Origin of the sequence: Clostridium sp. HGF2, assembly GCF_964240115.1 — a bacterium.
In the GTDB taxonomy this organism is placed as follows: Bacteria; Bacillota_I; Bacilli_A; order Erysipelotrichales; family Erysipelotrichaceae; genus Clostridium_AQ; species Clostridium_AQ innocuum.
In genome coordinates, this window is record NZ_CAXSSO010000001.1 from 163952 (window position 1) to 184453 (window position 20502).

At 44.9% G+C, this 20502-nt stretch carries 17 protein-coding genes and 1 pseudogene; 13 read left to right on the top strand and 5 right to left on the bottom strand.

The window, feature by feature from the left end; genetic code table 11:
• The first annotated feature begins 420 nt into the window (after positions 1-420).
• The 7 genes from ACESPQ_RS00745 (at position 421) to alsE (ending at position 7295) form a co-directional block, all read left to right on the top strand.
• Positions 421-1854: a DEAD/DEAH box helicase gene (locus ACESPQ_RS00745; RefSeq protein ID WP_109769879.1), complete on the top strand. Its 1434-nt coding sequence runs from the start codon at positions 421-423 to the stop codon at positions 1852-1854.
• Positions 1855-1954: 100 nt separating this feature from the next.
• The gene (locus ACESPQ_RS00750; protein ID WP_109769878.1) at positions 1955-2467 is read left to right on the top strand and encodes a ferritin; all 513 of its coding nucleotides are present in this window, start codon (positions 1955-1957) and stop codon (positions 2465-2467) included.
• A gap of 205 nt (positions 2468-2672) precedes the next feature.
• Positions 2673-3305 carry a MerR family transcriptional regulator gene (locus ACESPQ_RS00755; RefSeq protein WP_109769877.1) on the top strand — a complete coding sequence of 211 codons (633 nt, stop codon included), beginning with the start codon at positions 2673-2675 and terminating at the stop codon, positions 3303-3305.
• Positions 3283-3951: an ABC transporter ATP-binding protein gene (locus tag ACESPQ_RS00760; RefSeq protein WP_009588403.1), complete on the top strand. Its 669-nt coding sequence runs from the start codon at positions 3283-3285 to the stop codon at positions 3949-3951. The genes ACESPQ_RS00755 and ACESPQ_RS00760 overlap by 23 nt, the downstream gene beginning before the upstream one ends.
• The gene (locus tag ACESPQ_RS00765) at positions 3948-4955 is read left to right on the top strand and encodes a hypothetical protein (protein WP_373143774.1); all 1008 of its coding nucleotides are present in this window, start codon (positions 3948-3950) and stop codon (positions 4953-4955) included. The genes ACESPQ_RS00760 and ACESPQ_RS00765 overlap by 4 nt, the downstream gene beginning before the upstream one ends.
• 581 nt (positions 4956-5536) lie before the next feature.
• A complete protein-coding gene (locus ACESPQ_RS00770) occupies positions 5537-6529 on the top strand; it encodes a LacI family DNA-binding transcriptional regulator (protein WP_373143775.1) in 993 nt (330 codons plus the stop codon).
• A gap of 64 nt (positions 6530-6593) precedes the next feature.
• Positions 6594-7295, top strand: coding sequence for a D-allulose 6-phosphate 3-epimerase (alsE, locus tag ACESPQ_RS00775; protein WP_257339597.1), 702 nt, complete (start codon positions 6594-6596; stop codon positions 7293-7295).
• Between the two features lie 235 nt (positions 7296-7530).
• Here alsE and ACESPQ_RS00780 read toward each other — a convergent pair whose 3' ends face one another.
• On the bottom strand, positions 7531-8208 hold the full coding sequence (locus tag ACESPQ_RS00780; RefSeq protein WP_002606232.1) for a DUF2461 domain-containing protein: 678 nt from the start codon (positions 8206-8208) through the stop codon (positions 7531-7533).
• 1 nt (position 8209) lies between these two features.
• Positions 8210-9064 carry an RNA polymerase sigma factor gene (locus ACESPQ_RS00785; protein WP_002606231.1) on the bottom strand — a complete coding sequence of 285 codons (855 nt, stop codon included), beginning with the start codon at positions 9062-9064 and terminating at the stop codon, positions 8210-8212.
• A gap of 348 nt (positions 9065-9412) precedes the next feature.
• On the opposite strand from ACESPQ_RS00785, the pseudogene ACESPQ_RS00790 reads away from it, so the two are divergent.
• Positions 9413-9931 (top strand): annotated as a pseudogene (locus ACESPQ_RS00790) (IS200/IS605 family accessory protein TnpB-related protein); the annotation flags it as partial.
• Between the two features lie 71 nt (positions 9932-10002).
• Here the strand turns inward: ACESPQ_RS00790 and ACESPQ_RS00795 are convergent.
• Together ACESPQ_RS00795 and ACESPQ_RS00800 are read right to left on the bottom strand one after the other, a co-directional pair.
• Positions 10003-10689 carry a YitT family protein gene (locus ACESPQ_RS00795; protein WP_002606229.1) on the bottom strand — a complete coding sequence of 229 codons (687 nt, stop codon included), beginning with the start codon at positions 10687-10689 and terminating at the stop codon, positions 10003-10005.
• Positions 10658-11374: a ribulose-phosphate 3-epimerase gene (locus ACESPQ_RS00800; RefSeq protein WP_002606228.1), complete on the bottom strand. Its 717-nt coding sequence runs from the start codon at positions 11372-11374 to the stop codon at positions 10658-10660. Before ACESPQ_RS00800 ends, ACESPQ_RS00795 begins: the two co-directional genes overlap by 32 nt.
• A gap of 228 nt (positions 11375-11602) precedes the next feature.
• On the opposite strand from ACESPQ_RS00800, the gene ACESPQ_RS00805 reads away from it, so the two are divergent.
• Positions 11603-12091, top strand: coding sequence for a PTS sugar transporter subunit IIA (locus tag ACESPQ_RS00805; protein ID WP_008816418.1), 489 nt, complete (start codon positions 11603-11605; stop codon positions 12089-12091).
• 256 nt (positions 12092-12347) lie between these two features.
• Here the strand turns inward: ACESPQ_RS00805 and ACESPQ_RS00810 are convergent, their stop codons facing one another.
• Complete coding sequence (locus ACESPQ_RS00810) at positions 12348-13883, bottom strand: BglG family transcription antiterminator (protein WP_044903453.1); 1536 nt, start codon at positions 13881-13883, stop codon at positions 12348-12350.
• Between the two features lie 112 nt (positions 13884-13995).
• On the opposite strand from ACESPQ_RS00810, the gene ACESPQ_RS00815 reads away from it, so the two are divergent.
• The 4 genes from ACESPQ_RS00815 to ACESPQ_RS00830 all read left to right on the top strand — a co-directional run bounded on the left by ACESPQ_RS00815 (position 13996) and on the right by ACESPQ_RS00830 (position 20320).
• Complete coding sequence (locus tag ACESPQ_RS00815; RefSeq protein ID WP_373143776.1) at positions 13996-15357, top strand: Sapep family Mn(2+)-dependent dipeptidase; 1362 nt, start codon at positions 13996-13998, stop codon at positions 15355-15357.
• Positions 15358-15460: 103 nt separating this feature from the next.
• Entirely contained in the window at positions 15461-17074 is a 1614-nt protein-coding gene (locus ACESPQ_RS00820; protein ID WP_002606224.1) for a PTS transporter subunit EIIC, read from the top strand.
• A 49-nt stretch (positions 17075-17123) separates the two neighbouring features.
• Positions 17124-17636: a hypothetical protein gene (locus ACESPQ_RS00825; protein ID WP_257379061.1), complete on the top strand. Its 513-nt coding sequence runs from the start codon at positions 17124-17126 to the stop codon at positions 17634-17636.
• Positions 17637-18046: 410 nt separating this feature from the next.
• Positions 18047-20320, top strand: a complete 2274-nt coding sequence (locus ACESPQ_RS00830) for a helix-turn-helix transcriptional regulator (protein ID WP_373143777.1) — start codon at positions 18047-18049, stop codon at positions 20318-20320.
• Positions 20321-20502: the final 182 nt, after the last annotated feature.

A 20502-nucleotide genomic window follows, 5' to 3' on the forward strand; every position in this document is an offset into this window, starting at 1 on the left:
TATATAAAATCCTGTGCATTTCATTCAGAATCAGAAAAGCAACATGAGTATCCGCAGCCATTCTCCTTTTACATAGCTGCCGTGGTTGTTGTTTCATTTGATTAAGGCTGAAAACAGGTAAGCAAAAAAAGCGCCTCTTGGCGCCTATTGCAATGAAAAAGGAAAGATGTCAAATCTGATGTTCAGGCATGATATCCAAAGAATGCCAAACAGAGTGCAGTGCCAATCCAGCTCAACAGCTTTTTCATCTCCATCTCCTCCTTTTTTCTATCTGCATTATATCGTATGCACACTGGTTTGTCGTGTGTTTCTGCTTACAGCAAGATTACAGTTTTGTAATATTTCCTGCAGACTGTCTTTGCGTTTCCATACGTTATCCCGTATAATAGGTAGGAAAGCTGAAACATATAGGTGATAAACATGAAATTTGAAGATTATAAGCTGGATGCCTCCATCTGTGAGGCTCTGCATACACTGGGCTATCAAAGTCCGCTGCCGGTACAGGAGGCTGTCATACCGCTCATGCTGGAAAAGAAGGATATTCTGGTGAAATCCAGAACCGGAAGCGGAAAGACCGCATCCTTTGCGATACCTATCATACAGGACCTGATCTGGGAGGAACGCTCACCTCAGGCTTTGGTACTGAGTCCGACCAGAGAGCTTGCCCTGCAGATCAAGGGAGAATTTGATAACATCGGTGCCTATAAGCGCATTAAGACGGCTGCCGTATTCGGGAAGCAGCCCTTCCGTTTTCAGGCACAGGATGTAAAGCAGCGGACCCATGTTGTCGCAGGAACACCGGGAAGAGTGCTTGACCATCTGGAGCAGGGAACCCTTCGAACAGATAAAATCCGCTATATCATTATCGATGAAGCGGATGAAATGCTGAATATGGGGTTTATTGAAACTGTCCAGAAGATATTCTCCCATCTTCCGAAAACCGCATCTGTCTGCATGTTCTCTGCAACACTGCCACAGGAAATACAGGAGCTTGCCCATGACTTCCTGAAGCAGCCGGCATCTGTGGAAATCGAGACGCAGACCTCTGTCAGTGAGCAGATGCATCATTACGCATACCGTATGAAGGAGCACGAGAAGCCACAGGCACTGTTGAAGCTGTTATGTAGGGAGCTTCCCGAATCCTGTATCATCTTCGCAAAGACACAGGAGCATGTTCGCGAAATATGCCGTATGCTGTATGATAAGGGCATCAGTGTCGATCAGCTGCACGGCGGTATGCTGCAGGAGGATCGACTGGAAAATATGAAGGACTTTCGTTTAGGGAAGCTTCGTATTTTAACCGCTACGGATGTTGCCGCAAGAGGCATTGATATACAGGATGTTACGCATATTATCAATTACGATATGCCAAATAAAAAAGAGACCTACATACACCGTATCGGCCGTTCTGCAAGACTGGATCGAAGCGGTACCGCGATATCCTTTGTTTCACAATATGATGATTTCCGCCTTCAGGAGCTGGAAGAATATCTGGGGAATGCACTGGAGTTTCATGACAGCAGTGAGCTTGAAGCTGTTATTGCGGACGCTGAGACATTGAGAAAGCTGGGAACTCCGAAATCTCAAAAAGAGGAAAAAGGGAAAGAGCTGCGCAAGGATATGATGAAGCTGTATCTTGGCGGAGGGAAGACAAAGAAAATCCGCCCCGGGGATATCGTTGGTGCCATTTGTGAAATAGAAGGGGTCTGCGGGGATGATATCGGCGTCATCCAGGTACAGGATTATCAGTCCTATGTGGATATACTGCATGGTAAGGGCTTGCAGGTGCTGCGTGCGCTGCGTCAGAAAACCATCAAGGGCAAAAAGCTGAAGGTGGAGCGCGCAAAGGAGTAGTCATACAGCTGTCACAAATTGTAAAAAAAATGTAAAAAGGTACTTCCGGATTCAAACCATACAGAGTATACTTATACTATAATACACAGGAGGTATGATTATGCTTGATAAAAAAGTATCCGAATTGCTGAATGATCAGATTAACAAGGAGCTGTACTCCGCATATCTGTATCTTGATTTCTCTCTCTATTATCAGGAGCAGGGGCTGGATGGCTTTGCCAACTGGTACATGATTCAGACGCAGGAGGAACGCGATCATGCAATGCTGCTTCTGCAGTATTTGCAGAATAACGGGGAACACATCACACTGAAACAGGTGGATAAGCCGGATAAAGTATGCAGTACCTTAAAGGATCCGCTGGAATTTGCGTTGGAGCATGAGCGCTATGTAACCAGCCTGATTCATACAATTTATGATGCTGCACATGAGGTGAAGGACTATCGCACGATGCAGTTTCTGGACTGGTTTGTAAAGGAACAGGGTGAGGAAGAAAAGAATGCAGAGGATATGGTGAAGAAATTCGAATTATTCGGCACAGATCCTAAGAGTCTGTACATGCTGGATAATGAAATGGCTGGCCGTGCATACAGCGCACCTTCTCTGGTATTATAAGAGAAACACACAGGTGTCTGTAAGAGATGATTCTTTTACAGACATTTTTGTATTCTTGCATCATGCCGCTCTGTCTACTGGTAATATGCCTGTTTTCTGTAATTATTCAGGTAGACTTTATTAAATTTGTATAAATTTAGCATAAGCTATTGACCGTTCCCCTGGGGACTGCTGTACAATAGCCTCAAACATGAGGTGATAGAATATGAGAATTCAGGAGATTGCGGATACAACCGGATTAAGTAAAAAAGCAATCAATCTGTATGAGAAAAAGGGATTGCTGCAGGTTATACGGGATGAGAACGGCTATCGCTGTTACACACAGGAGCATGTCCGTATTCTAATGCGGATAAAAATATTGCGAAGAATGGATGTTTCGCTTACGGATATCGAACAACTGCTGCAGGAGAAAAATATGCAGCTGCTGGATATGCAGAAGGAACAGCTGGAGAAAAAGCTTGCGCAGTGTGAGCTGCAAAATCTTTATATGCAAAGAATTGCAGCCTTACTGGAGGAAGAACATACAGAGCTGCTTCAGTCTGCGGATCGGGAAATGGAGGAAGCATGGGAAGAGGTTCAGGAACCGCAGCCCGATAAGCGCAATGTTTCTTCATTTATTGTTGTGGAGGTCATGCTTGCGACGCTTCTGCTTGATAATGGAAATATGTTATATGCCGTGATTGGTGCCATGCTGCTAGTTCATGTGTTTTATGTTATTGGGAAAGCTTCCTCCTGTCTGGAAAGTCCACTGGACTATTTGCTTTATATGGGGATACGGAGGGTACGTACCCTGTATACAAAAAGGAGAGTGTGCAATGAAACAGATCACACTGAATAAGGTAGGCTATGCCTATGATACGGAATGGATTTTAGAGGATTTGAATCTGACGATACAGCAGGGAGACGGGTGTATACTGCTGACCGGGAAAAACGGAGCAGGAAAGAGTACGCTGTTAAATGTGGTCTGTGGATTTCTGCCGCCGGATTACGGGAACCTTTCACGAGGTGGAATGACAATTGGATATCTGCCATATGAACATCCTCTGTATCGCCATTTAACCGTATTGGAAAATCTGCGATATTTTTACCGCTGCTTTCATGGCAAAAATCTGGATGTGCAGGACGCAGCTGTACAGGAGGTTCTGCAGGCACTGTCGATTGATTATCTAAACCAGCGCATGGACCAGTGCAGCTCCGGACAGGAACAGAAGGCGGGTATCGCCTGTATTCTGCTCAGCAATGCGGATATGATTATCATGGATGAGCCGTTTGTTGCCATAGATGCGAAAAGCAGTGAAGGTCTGTGTGAGCTGATTTCAAAAAAGTGTGAGAACACGGTATTCCTGATTACCAGTCATACCTCATCCGGCATTTTGCCTGTTGTGAATCGGCTGCTGGCACTGGATGGTCACCATCTGGTTCTGGATACGAAAGACCATAGGAAAATCATGCAATATTTCCAGCCGGAGGAGGATGCTGTATGATTCGCTATGAGCTGCTTCGTATGCTTCGCAACCGAAAATGGAAGTATCTGATTCCTGCCGCTTTGCTTGCCTATATCTACATCAGTGGGGTAAGCAGCTTAACGGTGACAGAGGACAGTATATATCAGGATCAGCAGATACAGGCTGCAGCATGCTTGGTATCCTTTCTGTTTCTCAGCATTGTTTATCAGATTGCATGGGAAGAAGAACCACCGCTTTCCTGGCAGGTGCTCCTGGCTTTTCCCCTTACCTGCCGTAAAAGCTATCTCTGCAAATTGTGTATACTATTGCTGTTCCAGCTCCTTGCCGCTGCTATCGGTATTGGTGTTTATGCAGTGATACAGAAAACAATCACATCGCCTTTTCTCACCTTTCTGCTCTGTATACAGCTGCTGTATCTGACAGGCTTTCTTTACGGCTGCTATAAAACCTCACAGGGCTATCTGGCAGCCATGGGGACCATCACGATTATCAATGTTACGAAGCGACTTGTTCCTGTTTTTATCATCTTCTGTATGTTGAATGGTAAAGCGTGGAGTGCGGCGTTTGCCATTCTGTGGCCGTTGATATTGCTGTTCTGTCTGAGTGTCATCATCGGATTATGGATTCTCCTTCCGGTATGCATGCGGCGTAAGCTGCATCAGGAAATGGTTTTGAGCAAGCTGTTCCCCAATCTGAAATTCACTCCGGGACAGCTGATGCTGATGCAATACCGGAAGGGTGCAGATCGGCTTTTGCAATTTATCTTTCGCAAATGTGACACACACAGCAGTTCCTACTGGAAGAGGTGCGCTGTTATTGAGGTAAGCATAAAGCTACATGTCTTCTCTTTTGCATTGCTTCTCTTTTTCCTGACATGGTTCATGATAAGCCTGAATTTACTGATACTGATGGCAGCTGTGATATGTCTGCTTCATGTAATATACTGTCTTTGCTTGGAAAGCAGAACAATGCATGCTGTCTGCATAAAGGATACCGGGCATATGCAGAGAAAGAGGAGCTGAACTACACACAATAGCGGGAGTAGGTATAATGTGTTAACTGTAATCAGCTCCTGCTTTGTGCAATAGATTTAACCGTCAAAATCCATGACCGTATTATTGTCAATTTCCGGTTCTTATTTACCTTGTTTTTCATCAAAGACAAAAGGATTAGTTTCATCCTTGGTGATGCACTGATTCCTTTTTGCTCTCATGATGATACGGACTGTCCATTTAAAAAGAATTGATGGCACTGTTTTTCGTATAGAAAACACTGCATGTAAAACAGCCCAAGAAATAAAACCAGACAGGGATATTCTATGGTTAATCATATTGCTGAAAATGATGAATCCTGTCTGTCAGGTCTATTTTGTTATCCCGACGGCTATACTGCTGTGAAATAAACACGCCTCAATATTGCACGCTCTCATTTCTTCCCTTGTTTATATGATCTCTTATATAACGGTTTTCCTTATGATATGTCCGCATAGCATAATGGCGGTGTACTTTCGTCATTCTCCTGCTGCTTCTGTATTGACATCCACTATTATTTTAGCTATGATATACATGTGTTAGTTAAACGTTTACGTAAAGGAGGTGTCGATGTGGAACAGCATAAATATAATATTATTGATATCGCACGTCTGGCGCAGGTGTCCACCGCTACAGTTTCCCGTGTGCTGCATGAAAAGGGCGGTTATTCCAAGGAAACGGAGACCCGTGTGCGCAGAGTCATTGCGGAATGCGGTTTTCAGCTTAATAAAAATGCACAGGGCTTGCGGACGCAGAAAAGCAGGAATATCGGTGTTATCGTGCCGGATATCACCAATGAATTTTTTGCGAGAATCATCCGTTACCTGGAACTGTTCTTTCTCAAACATCAGTATTCTGTTATGATATGTGATTCCCATGAGGATATTGAAATCGAACAGCTGCATATCCGCAATCTGAAGGAGCAGCAGGTAGAGGGTATCATTTATATCTCAGGAAGGAATGCAAATCCGATACAGGAATCCGCATTTTCCATACCAATCGTCTATATTGACCGAAAGCCGGAGGATGTGCACATCTTTGTACATTCCGATAATCGGCAGGGAGGATATCTTGCTGCCAGAGAATTGATAGAAAAGCAGTGCCGCAGCATTCTGTTTTTAAGAGATCAGAAGAAAGCGTCAACGATTCGGCAGAGAAGAAGCGGCTACCTGGAAGCGCTGGAAGAAGCGGGGATAGCGTTTCAGGAATCCTGGGAAATCATGACGAAAAGCGATTATGCCAGTGTATTCAAAACAGTCACTAACCTGCTTATGCAGAAAGGCTGCTTCTTTGACGGCGTGTTTGCGACCAATGACAATATGGCACTGGCCTGTCTGCACGCATTGCATGCACAGCATATTCAGGTTCCCGATCAGGTGAAAATCGTCGGCTTTGACAATGTCTCCATTTCACAGTTCTGTCACCCGGCACTGACTACGATTACACAAAATACAGAGCTGATGGCGGAGGCGGCAGGAGACGCGCTGTTGAAGCGGATCCATCATGAGCTGGATAAGCAGGAATTTATCATACCGGTTTCTCTTTGTGTAAGGGAATCAACCTGAGCTCACGTAGGTGAGCTTTAAAAAAAGAGGATACGTAAACGTTTACTTGAAGGAGGATATACGTATGAAGCCTATGTTCAGTCCGTCTCTCATGTGTATGGATTTATTGAAAATCAGAGAACAGATTCAAATTCTGAATATGCATGCGGATTTTTATCATATTGACATTATGGATGGTCATTTCGTAAAGAATATTACATTATCTCCGGATTTTGTCAAAGCAGTAGCCCGCGTCAGCAGGGTACCGCTGGACTGTCATTTAATGGTGACGCATCCGGATGACTATATCACCATGCTTGCCCAGGCAGGAGCCACCTTTCTTTCGCCGCATGCAGAAACCATCAACACGGATGCCTTTCGTATTCTTCATAAGATTCATGAGCTTGGATGCAGGACCGGTATTGTTTTGAACCCGGCAACTCCCCTGTCCTATATCCGGCATTATCTTCATTTACTTGACAAAATCACCATTATGAGTGTTGATCCGGGCTTTGCCGGACAGGCTTTTATTCGCGAAATGCTGGATAAGATAAAAGAAGCGAAGGCGCTTAAGCTGCAGCATGGCTATCGGTATCTAATCGAAGTGGATGGCTCTTGCAATGCAGCAACCTTTCAGGAGCTGCGTCAGGCAGGGGTGGAAGTATTCATCGTGGGAAATTCCGGTCTGTTTCAGCTGGACGATAATTTGCATGCGGCATGGGAAAAAATGCTTGCGCAGTTTCATGGGGAAATAGATAAAACTCAGCATTTGCGAAAACAGCCATAGAGGCAGACTGTCATAAAGTCTGCATGCAGGCAAAATAAGCAGAGGCATCCATGTAAAATGGGAGCTTCTGCTTATTCTGTAGTATCATTTATAAAGTCATTTACAGCTTTGTCTTGCACAGATATGTATGCTGTGAAAAATGAATGAGCGCAATGTCATATATACAGCATCATGACAGCAGCACCTTTCCATAGCCATCTATAAGCATGTTTCTTTCTGATATCCATACGTATCTCTATCGCTGTGGGAACTGAAAATCCTGCAATGCCGTATTCATAAAATCATGAAACGGCTTCATTGCCTGAAACAGGGTGCAGGCTAGTGTGAGAAACTTCTCGCGGTCTTCCACCTCATTATCCATGAGCGGATATTCAAGACACCAGCTTTTGTGGCAGAGATAGGAGGCCATGCTGTGGTCAGGATCATACCCCTTGGGAACACGCTTTAGCTTTGTCCCTGTAATTGTGAAGTGATCCTTAAACGAAGGAGCTTCGATAATGGCGGAAAACTCTTCCGGCTTTGCGGCAATCGCATCACGCATCATGGCTGTTGCGTCCTTGAACATATCCGCGAACAATCCTCCTCCCAGAAAGCTTTGATTATCCGGCATTAGATGAACATAATATCCAACCGGTATGGGAAGCTTCCCCTTTGCGGAAATATGTGCGCGAAATGCAGGCAGATACGGAGTTTTATCCTTACTGAAACGGGTGTCGCGCACCTGCTTGAAGGTCAGCTCTTTTGGCGCAAAGCCGCTAATAGAGGGGTCAAAGCGTACTATGCGTTCCATCAGATCCTGTAAAAGCTCCTCGAACTCAGCTTCTGCTTCCTTCCGCAGATCCTTGTGACTTTGAAACCAGTCCCGCTGGTTGTTTTTCTGTAGCTGGCGCAAGTATTCCATCATAATAGACATATCAGGCCACCTCCTTTGCATTCTGTACCTTTTTCATGACCTCTGAGTCCACCAGCTCCCTTAACAGCTGTTTGGCGTCCATTGTACAGCGAAAGGCAGGCAGCTGATCGAAGCTGTCCATAATCTCCTCCAGCTCCTCCATATGATCACAGAATTCATTCAGAATCCGCTTATCCAGTGTTTTCAGTCTGCTGTATTCCAGATTCTGCGGCTCAAGACGGTGTGTCATAACTGCGTAGGGAATCCGCTTATCACACTGACAGAATCCATTGGATACTGCTCCGCAATAGGTGCTTAAAAAAGAAGCCATGCGCTTTCTTGCCCGAGATAAGCGCTGCCGGTATGCTTCCGGAGTCATATCCAGAATTTCTGCGGCACTTTTGCTGTCAATGTGAAACATAGTCCCGAGAATGTAAATGCAGCGATCCTGCGGCTTCAGGCACTGCAGCATGACATTGGTACAGGAGAGCTTCAGCTCTCTTGCGGCCTCCTCCCTCGTACATCCCGTCAGGGCTTCTTCTTCATCCGGCACATAGCTTGCCCGCAGATCATTTGCATAAAAATCAAAATCCAGGGGATGCGCTGCGAACATGCTTCTTTTTACATCCATCAGATAATTCACAGCGATACGATACACCCAGGTTTGAAATCTGCTTTCTTTGCGAAAGGTGGAAATACTGGTCATAACCTTAATGAGGATTTCCTGAGCGGCATCCTGTGCATCCGCTATGGTTCCCAGCATACGCAGTGACAGATTGAATACCATATCCTGTATTTCTGTCAGAACCTCCTCCAGTGCAAGGCGATCCCCCTGAACCGCCTGATCAATTCGTTTGTTTAATTCCTCCTGCTGCATAATATCAGCCTCCTTTACTCTTCCTATAATTAGACGGAAGTGTGTGCACATTGTGACAAATTCTTACTCTTAGTGTAAAAGTATTCTGGAGAATGTCAAGCAGTCCATAGTCACATCTTATATCAGCCATACATTACAGGTTATAAAATTACGTAGTTTAAAGAATATCGGCTGCTTTATACAAATATAGCAGAGTAGCCGGCATAGATATTGGTGTCGATAATCTGACAGCGATTGCGTTTACGAGCGGACACCGCCCTGTGCTAAGAAATGAAATAAAGGCAGTCAATCAATTCTATAACAAACAGAGTGCACATTACCGCTCACTGCTAAGAATCGAAAAAGAAGGATAGCAAAGGGATCCATCAAACAAAACGAATGAAACGTATCAGCGAAAAGCGAAATCGACGTGTAAGGGATATCCTGCACAAAGCATCAAGAAAAATAATAGATCTATGTGTGGAGGAAGGAATCGAAGTTATCGTCGTAGGAAATCATGCGGGTTGGAAGAAGCGTATCCATATGGGGAAGAAGAACAATCAGACATTTGTGCAGATACCGTTTCGTACGCTGATCGAAATGATCAAATACAAAGGAGAAGCGGCAGGGATCAGAGTCGTGGTCTGTGAAGAAGCAATACAATCGAAGGCTAGTTCCATTGACGAGGATCAAATACCAGTCTATGGAAACGATGTAACGCATACCTTCACAGGAAAAAGAATCAAGCGGGGATTGTACAGAAGCAAAAACGGCATTCTAATGAATGCCGATATCAACGGAGCAAGCAATATCATACGAAAAGTATATTCATGTATGCCAGAGCGATGGAGTAGAGGTACGGTGAACGTACCAGTTACGTGTATCTGAATACGAACAAAACGTTTTGATGAATGTGCAAGCATTCATTAGAAGCCGCTTGCTCTATAGCTGGCGGTAGTTCACGCACTCAGCTTATGCTTTGTCACAAAGCTGATCGTCTGGATGATGACCATCAGAGACAGAAAGCTGAATACGGAGATCAATGCATTCTGTGTAATCACACCGGAGGCAATCACAACAGAGCCATCCAGGAAGAACAGAATCACACTGACCTTTAGGAATTTAAAAACATACTGAATCAACAGCGCTATGACATCCGTACCTCCGGTTGCACAGGCGTGGTTTAAGGCGATACCGATGGCAGCCCCAACCAGCAGTCCCCCGAGAAGACCGGCAACCGCCAATTCCAGAAGCGGATGGATATCCAGAAGGAACTGTGTTGTATGAATGGAGGGAATCAATTTCATAAACAGCGGTGTTGCCAGTGTAATATACAACGTTTTGATACCAAAGCTTTTCCCCAGTACGATGGTGGATAAGATCAGCAGCGGTATGGAGATACAAAGAGACATCGTGGAAACCGGAATACCGAATACGGTGGAGCAAACCAGGGAAAGTCCGGTAATACCCCCCGGTGCCAGTCCGGTCGAGGTGAAGAAGAAATTAACCGCAACAGCGGTAATGGCAGCAGCAAACGTGATCCATCCGTAATCCTTCACCAGTGTCAGGATGGAGCTTTCTTTAAAAGAACTCTCAGCGGGAGAGTTCTTTGTATTATTCAAGACCGTATTTTTCTGCTGCTGCATCGATTGCGGCTCTGCATTTCTTCACACCAGCTGCTGCTCCATCTGGATCCTTGAAAATTGCACTGGACAGAACGATGACATCCGGATTGCATTCAATCAGCTTGTCCATATTATCGGCACGAAGACCACCGTCAACCGCCAGCTCACATTTTGGATTTTTCTCGTCAATCATCTTGCGTGCACGCTGTACAAGATCAATGGCACTCTTTCTCCATCCCCAGTTGTCTTTTCCATCGGTTTCATCTACACCGTGTGTTACGATGTGCAAACGGTCAATATCATAAATGCTTTCCTCAACGAAGCATAACGGTGTATAGCAGCCCAGTGTCAGACCAACCTTGATGTGGCGTTCACGGCACCAGTTGATGATATAAGCCAGCTGTGCGCCGATAAAGTGCTCCGCAGGAATGATCAGCATATCTGCTCCCGCCTCATCAATCTGTTCGATGAACATTCTGTCCATACTAACTGTATAAATATGACATTCGATCGGCTTGTCTGTCTCCGGACGAATACCCGCGATAATCTGATGACCACCCATCAGCTTCATGTTTTGAAGATCGTGCATGTCAGCTGCGTCAGAGTGAATATAGTCAACTCCGGCATCACTGACTTCCTTAACCAGATCCGCAATTCTTCCATAATTAACGTGTGCAAGGCCAGCTGCAATTTTGATATGTTTCATAAGTAAGTTCCTCCTTCTTTTCGCACCCTTATTGTACGCTACTTCGCTGAACTTCCGCAATCGCAGGATGTGGAAACGCCATCCGTATCAATAAGGCAATTTATAAACATTGTTGTAAGAAATTACCACATAGAAAAGGCTGCGAAAATAACAGTGAAATGATTGTAATACATGCAGGAAACAGGTAAGATATACTTGTAATAAATATTTCATCAGGAGGTATGACATATGTTCGGATTTAGAAAGAAAGAAAAGAGCAGGGAGGAGCTTCTTGCTGTTGTGGACGGAACACTGATTCCGATTGAAGATGTAAAGGATCCTGTATTTTCTCAGAAGATGATGGGAGACGGCTTTGCCATCGCTTCTACAGGTGATACCGTATATGCATGTGCCGATGCAGATATAACCATGCTGTTTCCCAGCAACCATGCAGTCGGTCTTACTTTGAAAAACGGTATGGAAATTCTGATTCATGTCGGAATCGATACGGTAAACGAAAACGGAAACGGCTTCACCTGTCTGTGTGAGCAGGGGAAGCACGTGAAAAAAGGTGAGCCGCTGTTGAAAATGGATCGTGAATATCTGTTATCAAAGGGATATGATCTGAGTGTTATCGTCATTTTCACAAATAAAGACAGCTATGCGGAATTCCGCAGAGAGGAGCCTGTCGAAGTTAAGGGTGGAGAAAGCGTCGCAGTAACCTATACACTGCCATAAAAGCGTGGCGGCTTGTAGACGGTATCACTTCAGGGGACATAAAAAGGGAAGTATGATTTTATTGTATATCAATAGAATCACAGCTTCCCGATTTTCATTTACACAGATAGTGTTATTCAACAGCTGTACAGCCCTTGTGCTGTATTCCATTTAGCGTTTACAGGGCTTTTTCGTTTCATCGGAAATGCACCTGAAAGCAGTGGATATCGTTTCTGTGCTTCCTATGCATAAGCTCCTGCGGGCAAGGGAATATGATTTATTCCTGTGCTGCCGATTTAAAATTATAAGGATCGTTTTTCACCTTGTAATATTCACGAATCACATCCTTTAGGCGCAGAATGTCGTAGTCATGCAGCAGGGAATTGACCTGTAGTATGGTGACATCTGTATGCAGATTGAGCTCCAGTGTGCTGATGATCAGATCAATATCACTGATATCGCACTCGTAAATGGAAAAGAAGGTTTCCTGGGAGATGATGTCGATTTCCGGTATCTGGGCACTGAGCTTTCTACGCAGCAGATTTCCGGCTCCCACACCGCCGTGAGCAACCAGTATGGTTTTCAGCGGCTGCTTCATATTTTCCAAAGAGGCTGCCAAGTGTAAGGCGAGAAAGCCGACCTCATCGTCACTCACATTACAGTGGAAATGCTCTTCTATAACGGAAACGCTGTTTCTTGCCACCTGAAAGGTACGTTCATAAAGCGTATGTATTTCCTGCATCAACGGGTTTTCATTGGGGATGCCGTGACGAAAACGGATAATGGCAGGACACAGGTGGTCATATACAGACTGGCGCAGTGCTTCATCCCGGTCAAAGGGCAGATGCAGCTGTTCGCTCCAGGAGGTAAGCAGAGCATCACTCAGCATACGCGCTTCCTGTTGTTCCTGTTCACTGAGATCGCGGCTGTTTTGCAGAGCGAGAAAATAGACCTGCAGATAGCGTATTTCCACATCCGGAATCTGTAGCCGGTAATGATTGGCCAGCCGGTCGCACAGTTCGCGTGCTTCTTTATAGAACGGTTCCTTTCGCAAATCCTCGATGAAAGAAGTTGAAAGATGGACAATATGGCGATCCTGAATGCGCAGATAGGTGACAAATGCTCGCAGCAGGACAAGCACCATGGAGGGAAAGGTCAGGGAATTGATATACGGATTGCCCCAGCGGAGAATACAGCCGGTAAAGTCCTTGACCTCGTCATCGGTAACCTCCAGCCCGGGAAATACATAGGAGCCGTCACAGCGGTAATCATCCCGCCGTATGATATCAATAAACATTTGATAGCCATTGTCACGCAGCATCAGCTCCAGCAGAAAATTACGTATATTCTTTTCCTTGCCTTCCATACTGATTCCGTTGTTGTTCTTGCGATGCAATGCGATTTTGAAGGTTTCCAGATCCTTTGTCAAGGAGAGAATGTCTTTGTGAATGGTGGCACGGGATACAAACAGCTGTTCACTCAGCTCATAGATGCGGCAGCTGTCAAAGGCACTCAGCTGCATCCCGATAAAAATTTTACGTGCCTGTGGGGAATAATCGGCAAGCGTTTTATTTTTCTCCCGTACACTTTCCAATACGTGCAGCTTGTCCCTGACTTTACCGTCAATACGGATACCGACGCCGGTTTTTTTAATCAGCTTGAGGTTGTTTTCCTCGAGATACTGATCCACGATCTGGAGGTCATTGCGAATCGTCTTGTTGGATACGGCAAGCTCTTCGGAGATTTTATCAATCGTGATATAGGAGTCCTGCTTCAACAGAACATCCACAATTTTCATGATTCGTTTATTCATAAGCGTGCACCCTCGCTTTCACTTGCAACTATACGTGTGAAACGCTGTTCTGTCAAGAATGACAGCGGCAATTTCATGTGGAATTTATAACCATATAAGGAGGTATAACAAAATGAAAACTATCTATGATACAGGAAAAAGAACGAGTGAGCTGCTGCAGGATTTAAAGCAGCTGGTGGAAATTCCATCCGTCCGTGATGAACGCACTGCAGGTGCATCTGCCCCGTTTGGCAAAGAGATACGGAATGCAATGGATGTCTTCCTGCAGATTGCTCAGCGGGAGGGCTTTAGCGTCCGTGATTTTGATGGCTATGCTGTAGATGCCCAACTTGGTGAGGGAGATGATTATATCGGCGTGCTGGCTCATCTGGATGTGGTGGAAGCAGGAGAACGCTCTCACTGGCACGGCGATCCCTTTCAAATGCGGGAGATAGACGGTATGCTGTACGGCCGGGGAGTCAATGATGACAAGGGACCGCTGCTGGCAGCTTTATATGCAATGGCCCGTATCAGGCAGGAAGGCCGTACACTGTATCATCCGATCCGCCTCATTGCCGGAGGGGCTGAGGAAACAACATGGGAATGCATGGAGCATTATTTCAAGCATAACCCGCAACCAATCTGCGGCTTTTCCCCGGATGGCAACTTTCCCATTGTCAATGGAGAAAAGGGGATTTTGCAGGTACGCTTCCTGCTGAATGCAGATTCGGATATCAGCCTGCACTGCAAGGAGCGTCTGCATATCGTCTGTGATGATTTACAGGTGATTGTTCCCAAGGGCAGTGATGTCAGCTTTGTTGAGCGTACCAATCTGATTGAGGTTATGCACGATGGCATAAAAATCACCTATCGTGGTGTACGTGCACTTTCCCGCAATCCGCAGCGCGGGGATAATGCTATTTTCAAATTTGTTAAGGATTTTCACGGACACCTCGATCAAGCAAGCTCTCTGTATCCGATGGTGAATATGATATACGAGAATTTTCTTGATGATTTTTACGGTAAGAAAAGCGGTTTGTATCATGAGGATGCTGCCATGGGCTGCGGCTCTGTTTGTTTGATGTCGCTGAATACGCAGGATGGACAGCTGGAGCTGTGTGTCGATGTGCGTTATGTGCGGTCAACGGATGAGCAAAGCCTTCTTCATACTTTACGCAAAACGGCACAGCATTATGGCTGTGAGCTTGAGGTTTTACGCCATAAGCGTCTGCTCTATGTTGCAGAGGACAGCACTTTGATTCAGAGTCTGAAAACAGCATATCACAGGGTTATGAAGGAAGATGCTGCGGTGTTTACCAAGGGGGGAGCCTCCTATGCCCGCGTTCTGGATCACGGGGTGGCATTTGGTGCGACCTTTCCTGATGAGGATCCTCGCCCTCATATGCCCAACGAATGTATGCCTGTGAAGTCGCTGTTAAAAGCGAGTGACATCTACTATGAGGCACTTGTGGAACTGGCATGTACAAAAGGGTGATGAAAAATTACCACAATAATAATGAATTACCGTAACTCATTGCATTCTTTTTCAAATTGGCGGACATGCTAAAATGAAAGCGTAAACAAAGGAGGAACAAGCTATGAAAAACATTCAGGCAAAACTTCAGACATTTGCCGGGGCAATGATGGTTCCAATCATCCTGCTTGTGCTCGTTGGTTTCTTCGTGGGTATCGGTAGTGCATTTACAAACTACATCCTGCCGGAAGGAAACATCCTGTACAATCTGTTCACCATGATCACCAATCTGGGATTCATGTTTATGAACAATCTGCAGCTATGGTTCGCCGTGGCAATTGCCTTCACTCTTGCCAAGAAGGAGAAAGGATGGGCAGCATTTGCGGGACTGATCTTATTCTTCTGCTTTATGAGAGGAATTGAAGGCTGGGCTGCGCTGGAAGGATGGACCGCTGAAACCACGACTGTTGACGCACTGGTAAAAAGCGGTTATACACAGCAGGCTGCCTTGAACTTCAATGCTTTATGGTCAAGCTCTTTGGGGATTTATTCATACAACATGGGAATCTTCTCCGGTATTGTTACCGGTCTGATTGCTGCAGGACTGCACAACAAATTCGTTGATACAAAGCTGCCGGCAATGTTCGGATTCTTCGCAGGAACAAAATTCGTTATTATTATGGTCGCTCTTGCTTCTATTCCACTGGCAATCGCATTCTATTATGTATGGCCGTATGTCGCAGGTGCTCTGCAGAGTATCACCGGCTTCATCCGTACAAGTGGTCTGCTGGGAACCTTCGTGTTCGGTACATTGGATAAGATGCTGCTGCCATTCGGTATTCACCATCTGATTGCATTCCCGATCGAATATACAAAGGTCGGCGGTACGATGATGATCGACGGTGTGATGTATGAGGGTGTTAAAAACATTATCAACGGTCAGGCTGCAAGCGCAAGTGCAACCGGCTATATCACAAGAAACTTCACCAACGGACGCCTGCTGTTCCAGCTGGCTGGTCTGCCGGGTGCCGCGTTTGCTATGTATCGCTGTGCAAAACCGGAAAATAAGAAGAAGGTAGCATCACTGCTGGTGCCGTCTGTCTTCACGCTGGCAATGGTTGGTATTTCAGAACCGATTGAGTATACCTTCCTGTTTGTTGCACCTGCACTGTACTGGCTGGTATACGCTCCATTGTGCGGTCTGTGCTATGTCGCAGCGGAAATCACAAATATTTCCATCAATGGAACTGCGCTGTTCTTCATGATTCCAAACCTGTTCCAGCCGCAGAAGGTACATGCCATGAGCGCATTGTGGCTGCTTCCTGTAACCTTTATCGTATACTACTTTGCATTCAAATTCGCAATTACGAAATTCAACCTCAAAACACCTGGTCGTGATGACGAGGGTGAAATCAAGCTGATGAGCAAAAAAGAATACAATGAAATCAAAAACAGCGGTAAGGATGAAGCGAATGTCTCTTCCGCACCTGAGGATGCACTCGAGATTCGTATTATTGAAGCTCTTGGGGGAGCGGACAATATTGAAACCGTAACCTGCTGTGCCAGCCGTCTTCGTGTTACAGTCAAGGATGATTCCCTGATTGCACCGGATACAAGCTGGAAAAATTATCTGGAGGCTATCGGCGTTGTACGCGGAAAGAACTCTGTTCAGGTAATATATGGTGTTCGTGTTGTAAATATTACAACAAAAGTAAAGGATTATCTGCATTTAGACTAACCATAATAGAGGAGATGAGAAAATGGCAACCATTGCAGGAGGAGTCAGTATGAAAAGAAGAGATCTTATCCGACAGAAAAACAAGCTCGCAAAAACAGGCGGTTTCCGTTATATCCGGTATGCGAAGTATGCGTGTGTTGCCATGGTCGTATTGTTTCTGGTATATGTAGGCGGTCTGTCAAACCTGAGCGGTAAATCCTACGAAGAGCTGGTCAGTAAAAGTCCGATCGTGATTACCGGCTTTATGATCTGTACGGCCAATCTGTATGTCTGGTATGTACTGAAGCATTTTCTGAAGGATCTTGCGGTTCCTCAGCATGTGGAAAGCATACGTGTAAATCTGCTGCTGATGACGATTGGACAATTCATTCTGATGAACTTCATCTCGGCAGTCCTGATGATGCTATCACTGAGAAAATATTTCCAGTGGAATACCTTTTCTGTAAAGAATGCACTGAAGGAAATAAGAAAAGAAGGACAGCTGTCTGTACTGATTGTAACTGCACTTGTACTGATACTCTTCATCTCTCTCGTATTTGGTATCTATTTCTCTATTCGTTAGCTGTACAGCGGTTCCTGGTGATGTGGGAGCCGCTGTTTTTCAATTTGTGATAACGCTTATACAGCGCTTGTTTAAGAAAGCGAGTGAATGAATTTCTTACAATACAAAAACGAAATGGCAGAGCACTGCAGATGGCTGCCATGAAACAACTATAGTTAAAGTATTCTGCTTCACAAATATTTGAAGAGGTGCTGCATGTGATCCTCATCTGATTGATGTATGGGATTTGAAGCAGGCATATCCTGTATCTGATATTCAGGCAGAAAATGGATGTAAAAAATACTGTTACAATACATGGGGGCTTCTGCGTAATTCAGGAGCTGTAGATTTTTTTGGAATATACATAAAATGGTAATAATTCGCTTTTGAATTCCTTGTAATATACGCTATAATGGTATAGGTGAAGGAATATGAGACAGATTGCCAGAAAACAATTTAATTCAATGCTGAAGCATATGGTTTCCTATCCGCTGATTTGCATTTACGGACCGGATGGCTTTGGCAAGACAACAGCAGTTGCTGCCTTTCTGCATAATCGAAAGGAAAGGTGCTGCTGGATTCATATGCATAAGAAAAATCGTAAACAGCTTGGGGAAATTTTTGAGAAAAGTATAGATAACGGCAGCTATGATATCATCATACTGGATCAATATCGCAATCATATACTGGACAGACAAATCATGAAGATGTACGAACGGAGGGAACATAGCTGCAGGATTATACTTCTTGCATCAGGAATTCCCTCTTTTTTTAATTCAGAGCTTTATAGATGGACGCTGCTGATCCCTACGACAATGCTGCGATTTCAGTTTGCCGATATTCAGAAGCTGGCAGCTGTGAATCAGATTTGCATTGATGAACGGGAAGTGCGGGAAATTTTAAGAGTTACCTGCGGATGGACCATCGGTGTGCATGCACTGCTGGAGGAATATGGAGCCGTACGCACTTTGAATCCGGATTTGCAGCTGTATCCGTTGTTTGACGTATATATACCGGCAGCTGAATCAGGCACAGCGGCAGAGTCTGGCTGTGCTGTCTGTTCCCGAGCACTCAATATCCAGCTCATTGAGGCTTTATGCGTGGATACCGGAATCATGAAAATATTGACCTGGATGATGAATTTCCACTGGTTTGTGCAGGTGGACAGAACTACACGCCTCTTTACCTACTCTCCTGTATTTCGTGAGTTCCTGTATGATAAATTCCTTATGTATGAAAAAAATCCGAGTCATCTCTATCGCAAAATTGCCGATTATTACGAAAGCAGCGGTGATATCCTCAATTGTCTGCGTCAGCTTTATCTTTTGAAGGATTATAAAAAAATACTGCAGCTGCTGGAATTATACGAAAGCAAAAACTTTGCAGATTATGATACTGAGTTAATGCGGAATATCTATCAGATGGTACCAATGGAGCTGTACGTGGATTATCCATATGCATGGCTGCATGCCATTATGGATAATTTCAATAATCTGCAGGATATATTTTATGGAAAGCAGCTGCTGGAGGGCTTTCTACATGCGCTGCATAGCGGAAGCCTGCATGAAGATGAGAAGCTGCTGCAGGGGGAGGTGGAGCTGATTCTGGCGTATTCCCGCTATAACAATCTACATGAGATGAGCCGCTATTTTAAGCGGTCAAAAACTCTGCTGCGTAATCAGACCTCACGAATCAGCAATCCGGAAATCATATCAACCTTCGGCAGTCCGCACAATCTGTTTTTATATCATCGAAAACCGGGAGATATCCAGAGAATCGTCAATATCCTACATAAGGACCTGCATTACTACTTTGAAATCACCAATAACTCAAATGGTGGTTTAATGGAACAGTCATCCGCTGAACAGCAGCTGGAAAGCGCCCGCTTTGCGGAAAGCATACATACAGCATGGGAAGCATACTACATTGCTGAGCATTACCGTCAGAAATGGATCTGTGTATCCTCGCTGTTTACAATTGGAAGAGCCGCATATCATCTTCGTGATCATACATTACTGCAATTTGTTCATCAACAGCTGGCTGTTCTGCGGGAAAAGGTGATCCTGCCGCTGCTTCTTTCGGAAATCGATCTTGCACAGGCCTATTTATATATTTTATCCGGTGAATATGAAAAAGTTGCTGAATGGATCCAGGAGGGGAGAAAAGGAAATCTGCTTCAGGGAGCTACCCTGTATTCTTCTATTGTTTACGGCATGTATCTGATAAAGATTCGTAATTATGCAAAGCTGCGTGTTGTGGCATCCCTGCTGGAAAGTCAGGCGCATGAAAGAAAGCAGATGTTTGGAACGATATATGCGCTGTTGTTCTATTGTATATTGCTGGAGGAGGAAAATCATCAGGAGCAGATAGTAGAGGCTGTTCATCACATAATCGAAATTTGCCAGCCGGATGGCATCATGACAGTAATACTGGAAATTGGAAAGGAGGTATTTCTTTCATGCAGTGACAGCTGGAAATGGAGAAAGCTGAAACAGCTGCTGGAGGAGCATCGCGATTATAACAGCTATGGGCTGACAGAAAGAGAGCTGGAGCTGGTAGACTATGTTTTAAAGGGATATAGTCGAAGGGAGATGGCTGAGGCCAGCGGATTAAAGGAGAATACGGTCGCATCGTATATGAAAAAGCTTTATCGCAAAGTAAAGGTTCACAGCCGCAAAGAGCTGAAAGAGCTGTTTATGAAGTGATTGATAACCTATGCTTTAACCGAAGGTGTAACGGTTTTCGTGCTTGTCTGTGAATTGACAAGGAAGAGCTGTTAGCTGATTTTAAGGTTTTCCTTCGTGATCGGGTATTCTCATGGTATCTTCTACAGCAATCGCAAAAGCACTTGCCGTATTTTTTACGATAGCTCACGTTCACTCAGCGA

Coding starts and splice junctions, on each gene's coding strand:
- ACESPQ_RS00745 (WP_109769879.1), top strand. CDS start 421: ATGAAATTTGAAGATTATAAGCTGGATGCCTCCATCTGTGAGGCTCTG.
- ACESPQ_RS00750 (WP_109769878.1), top strand. CDS start 1,955: ATGCTTGATAAAAAAGTATCCGAATTGCTGAATGATCAGATTAACAAG.
- ACESPQ_RS00755 (WP_109769877.1), top strand. CDS start 2,673: ATGAGAATTCAGGAGATTGCGGATACAACCGGATTAAGTAAAAAAGCA.
- ACESPQ_RS00760 (WP_009588403.1), top strand. CDS start 3,283: ATGAAACAGATCACACTGAATAAGGTAGGCTATGCCTATGATACGGAA.
- ACESPQ_RS00765 (WP_373143774.1), top strand. CDS start 3,948: ATGATTCGCTATGAGCTGCTTCGTATGCTTCGCAACCGAAAATGGAAG.
- alsE (WP_257339597.1), top strand. CDS start 6,594: ATGAAGCCTATGTTCAGTCCGTCTCTCATGTGTATGGATTTATTGAAA.
- ACESPQ_RS00780 (WP_002606232.1), bottom strand. CDS start 8,208: ATGTCTATTATGATGGAATACTTGCGCCAGCTACAGAAAAACAACCAG.
- ACESPQ_RS00785 (WP_002606231.1), bottom strand. CDS start 9,064: ATGCAGCAGGAGGAATTAAACAAACGAATTGATCAGGCGGTTCAGGGG.
- ACESPQ_RS00795 (WP_002606229.1), bottom strand. CDS start 10,689: ATGCAGCAGCAGAAAAATACGGTCTTGAATAATACAAAGAACTCTCCC.
- ACESPQ_RS00800 (WP_002606228.1), bottom strand. CDS start 11,374: ATGAAACATATCAAAATTGCAGCTGGCCTTGCACACGTTAATTATGGA.
- ACESPQ_RS00805 (WP_008816418.1), top strand. CDS start 11,603: ATGTTCGGATTTAGAAAGAAAGAAAAGAGCAGGGAGGAGCTTCTTGCT.
- ACESPQ_RS00810 (WP_044903453.1), bottom strand. CDS start 13,883: ATGAATAAACGAATCATGAAAATTGTGGATGTTCTGTTGAAGCAGGAC.
- ACESPQ_RS00815 (WP_373143776.1), top strand. CDS start 13,996: ATGAAAACTATCTATGATACAGGAAAAAGAACGAGTGAGCTGCTGCAG.
- ACESPQ_RS00820 (WP_002606224.1), top strand. CDS start 15,461: ATGAAAAACATTCAGGCAAAACTTCAGACATTTGCCGGGGCAATGATG.
- ACESPQ_RS00825 (WP_257379061.1), top strand. CDS start 17,124: ATGAAAAGAAGAGATCTTATCCGACAGAAAAACAAGCTCGCAAAAACA.
- ACESPQ_RS00830 (WP_373143777.1), top strand. CDS start 18,047: ATGAGACAGATTGCCAGAAAACAATTTAATTCAATGCTGAAGCATATG.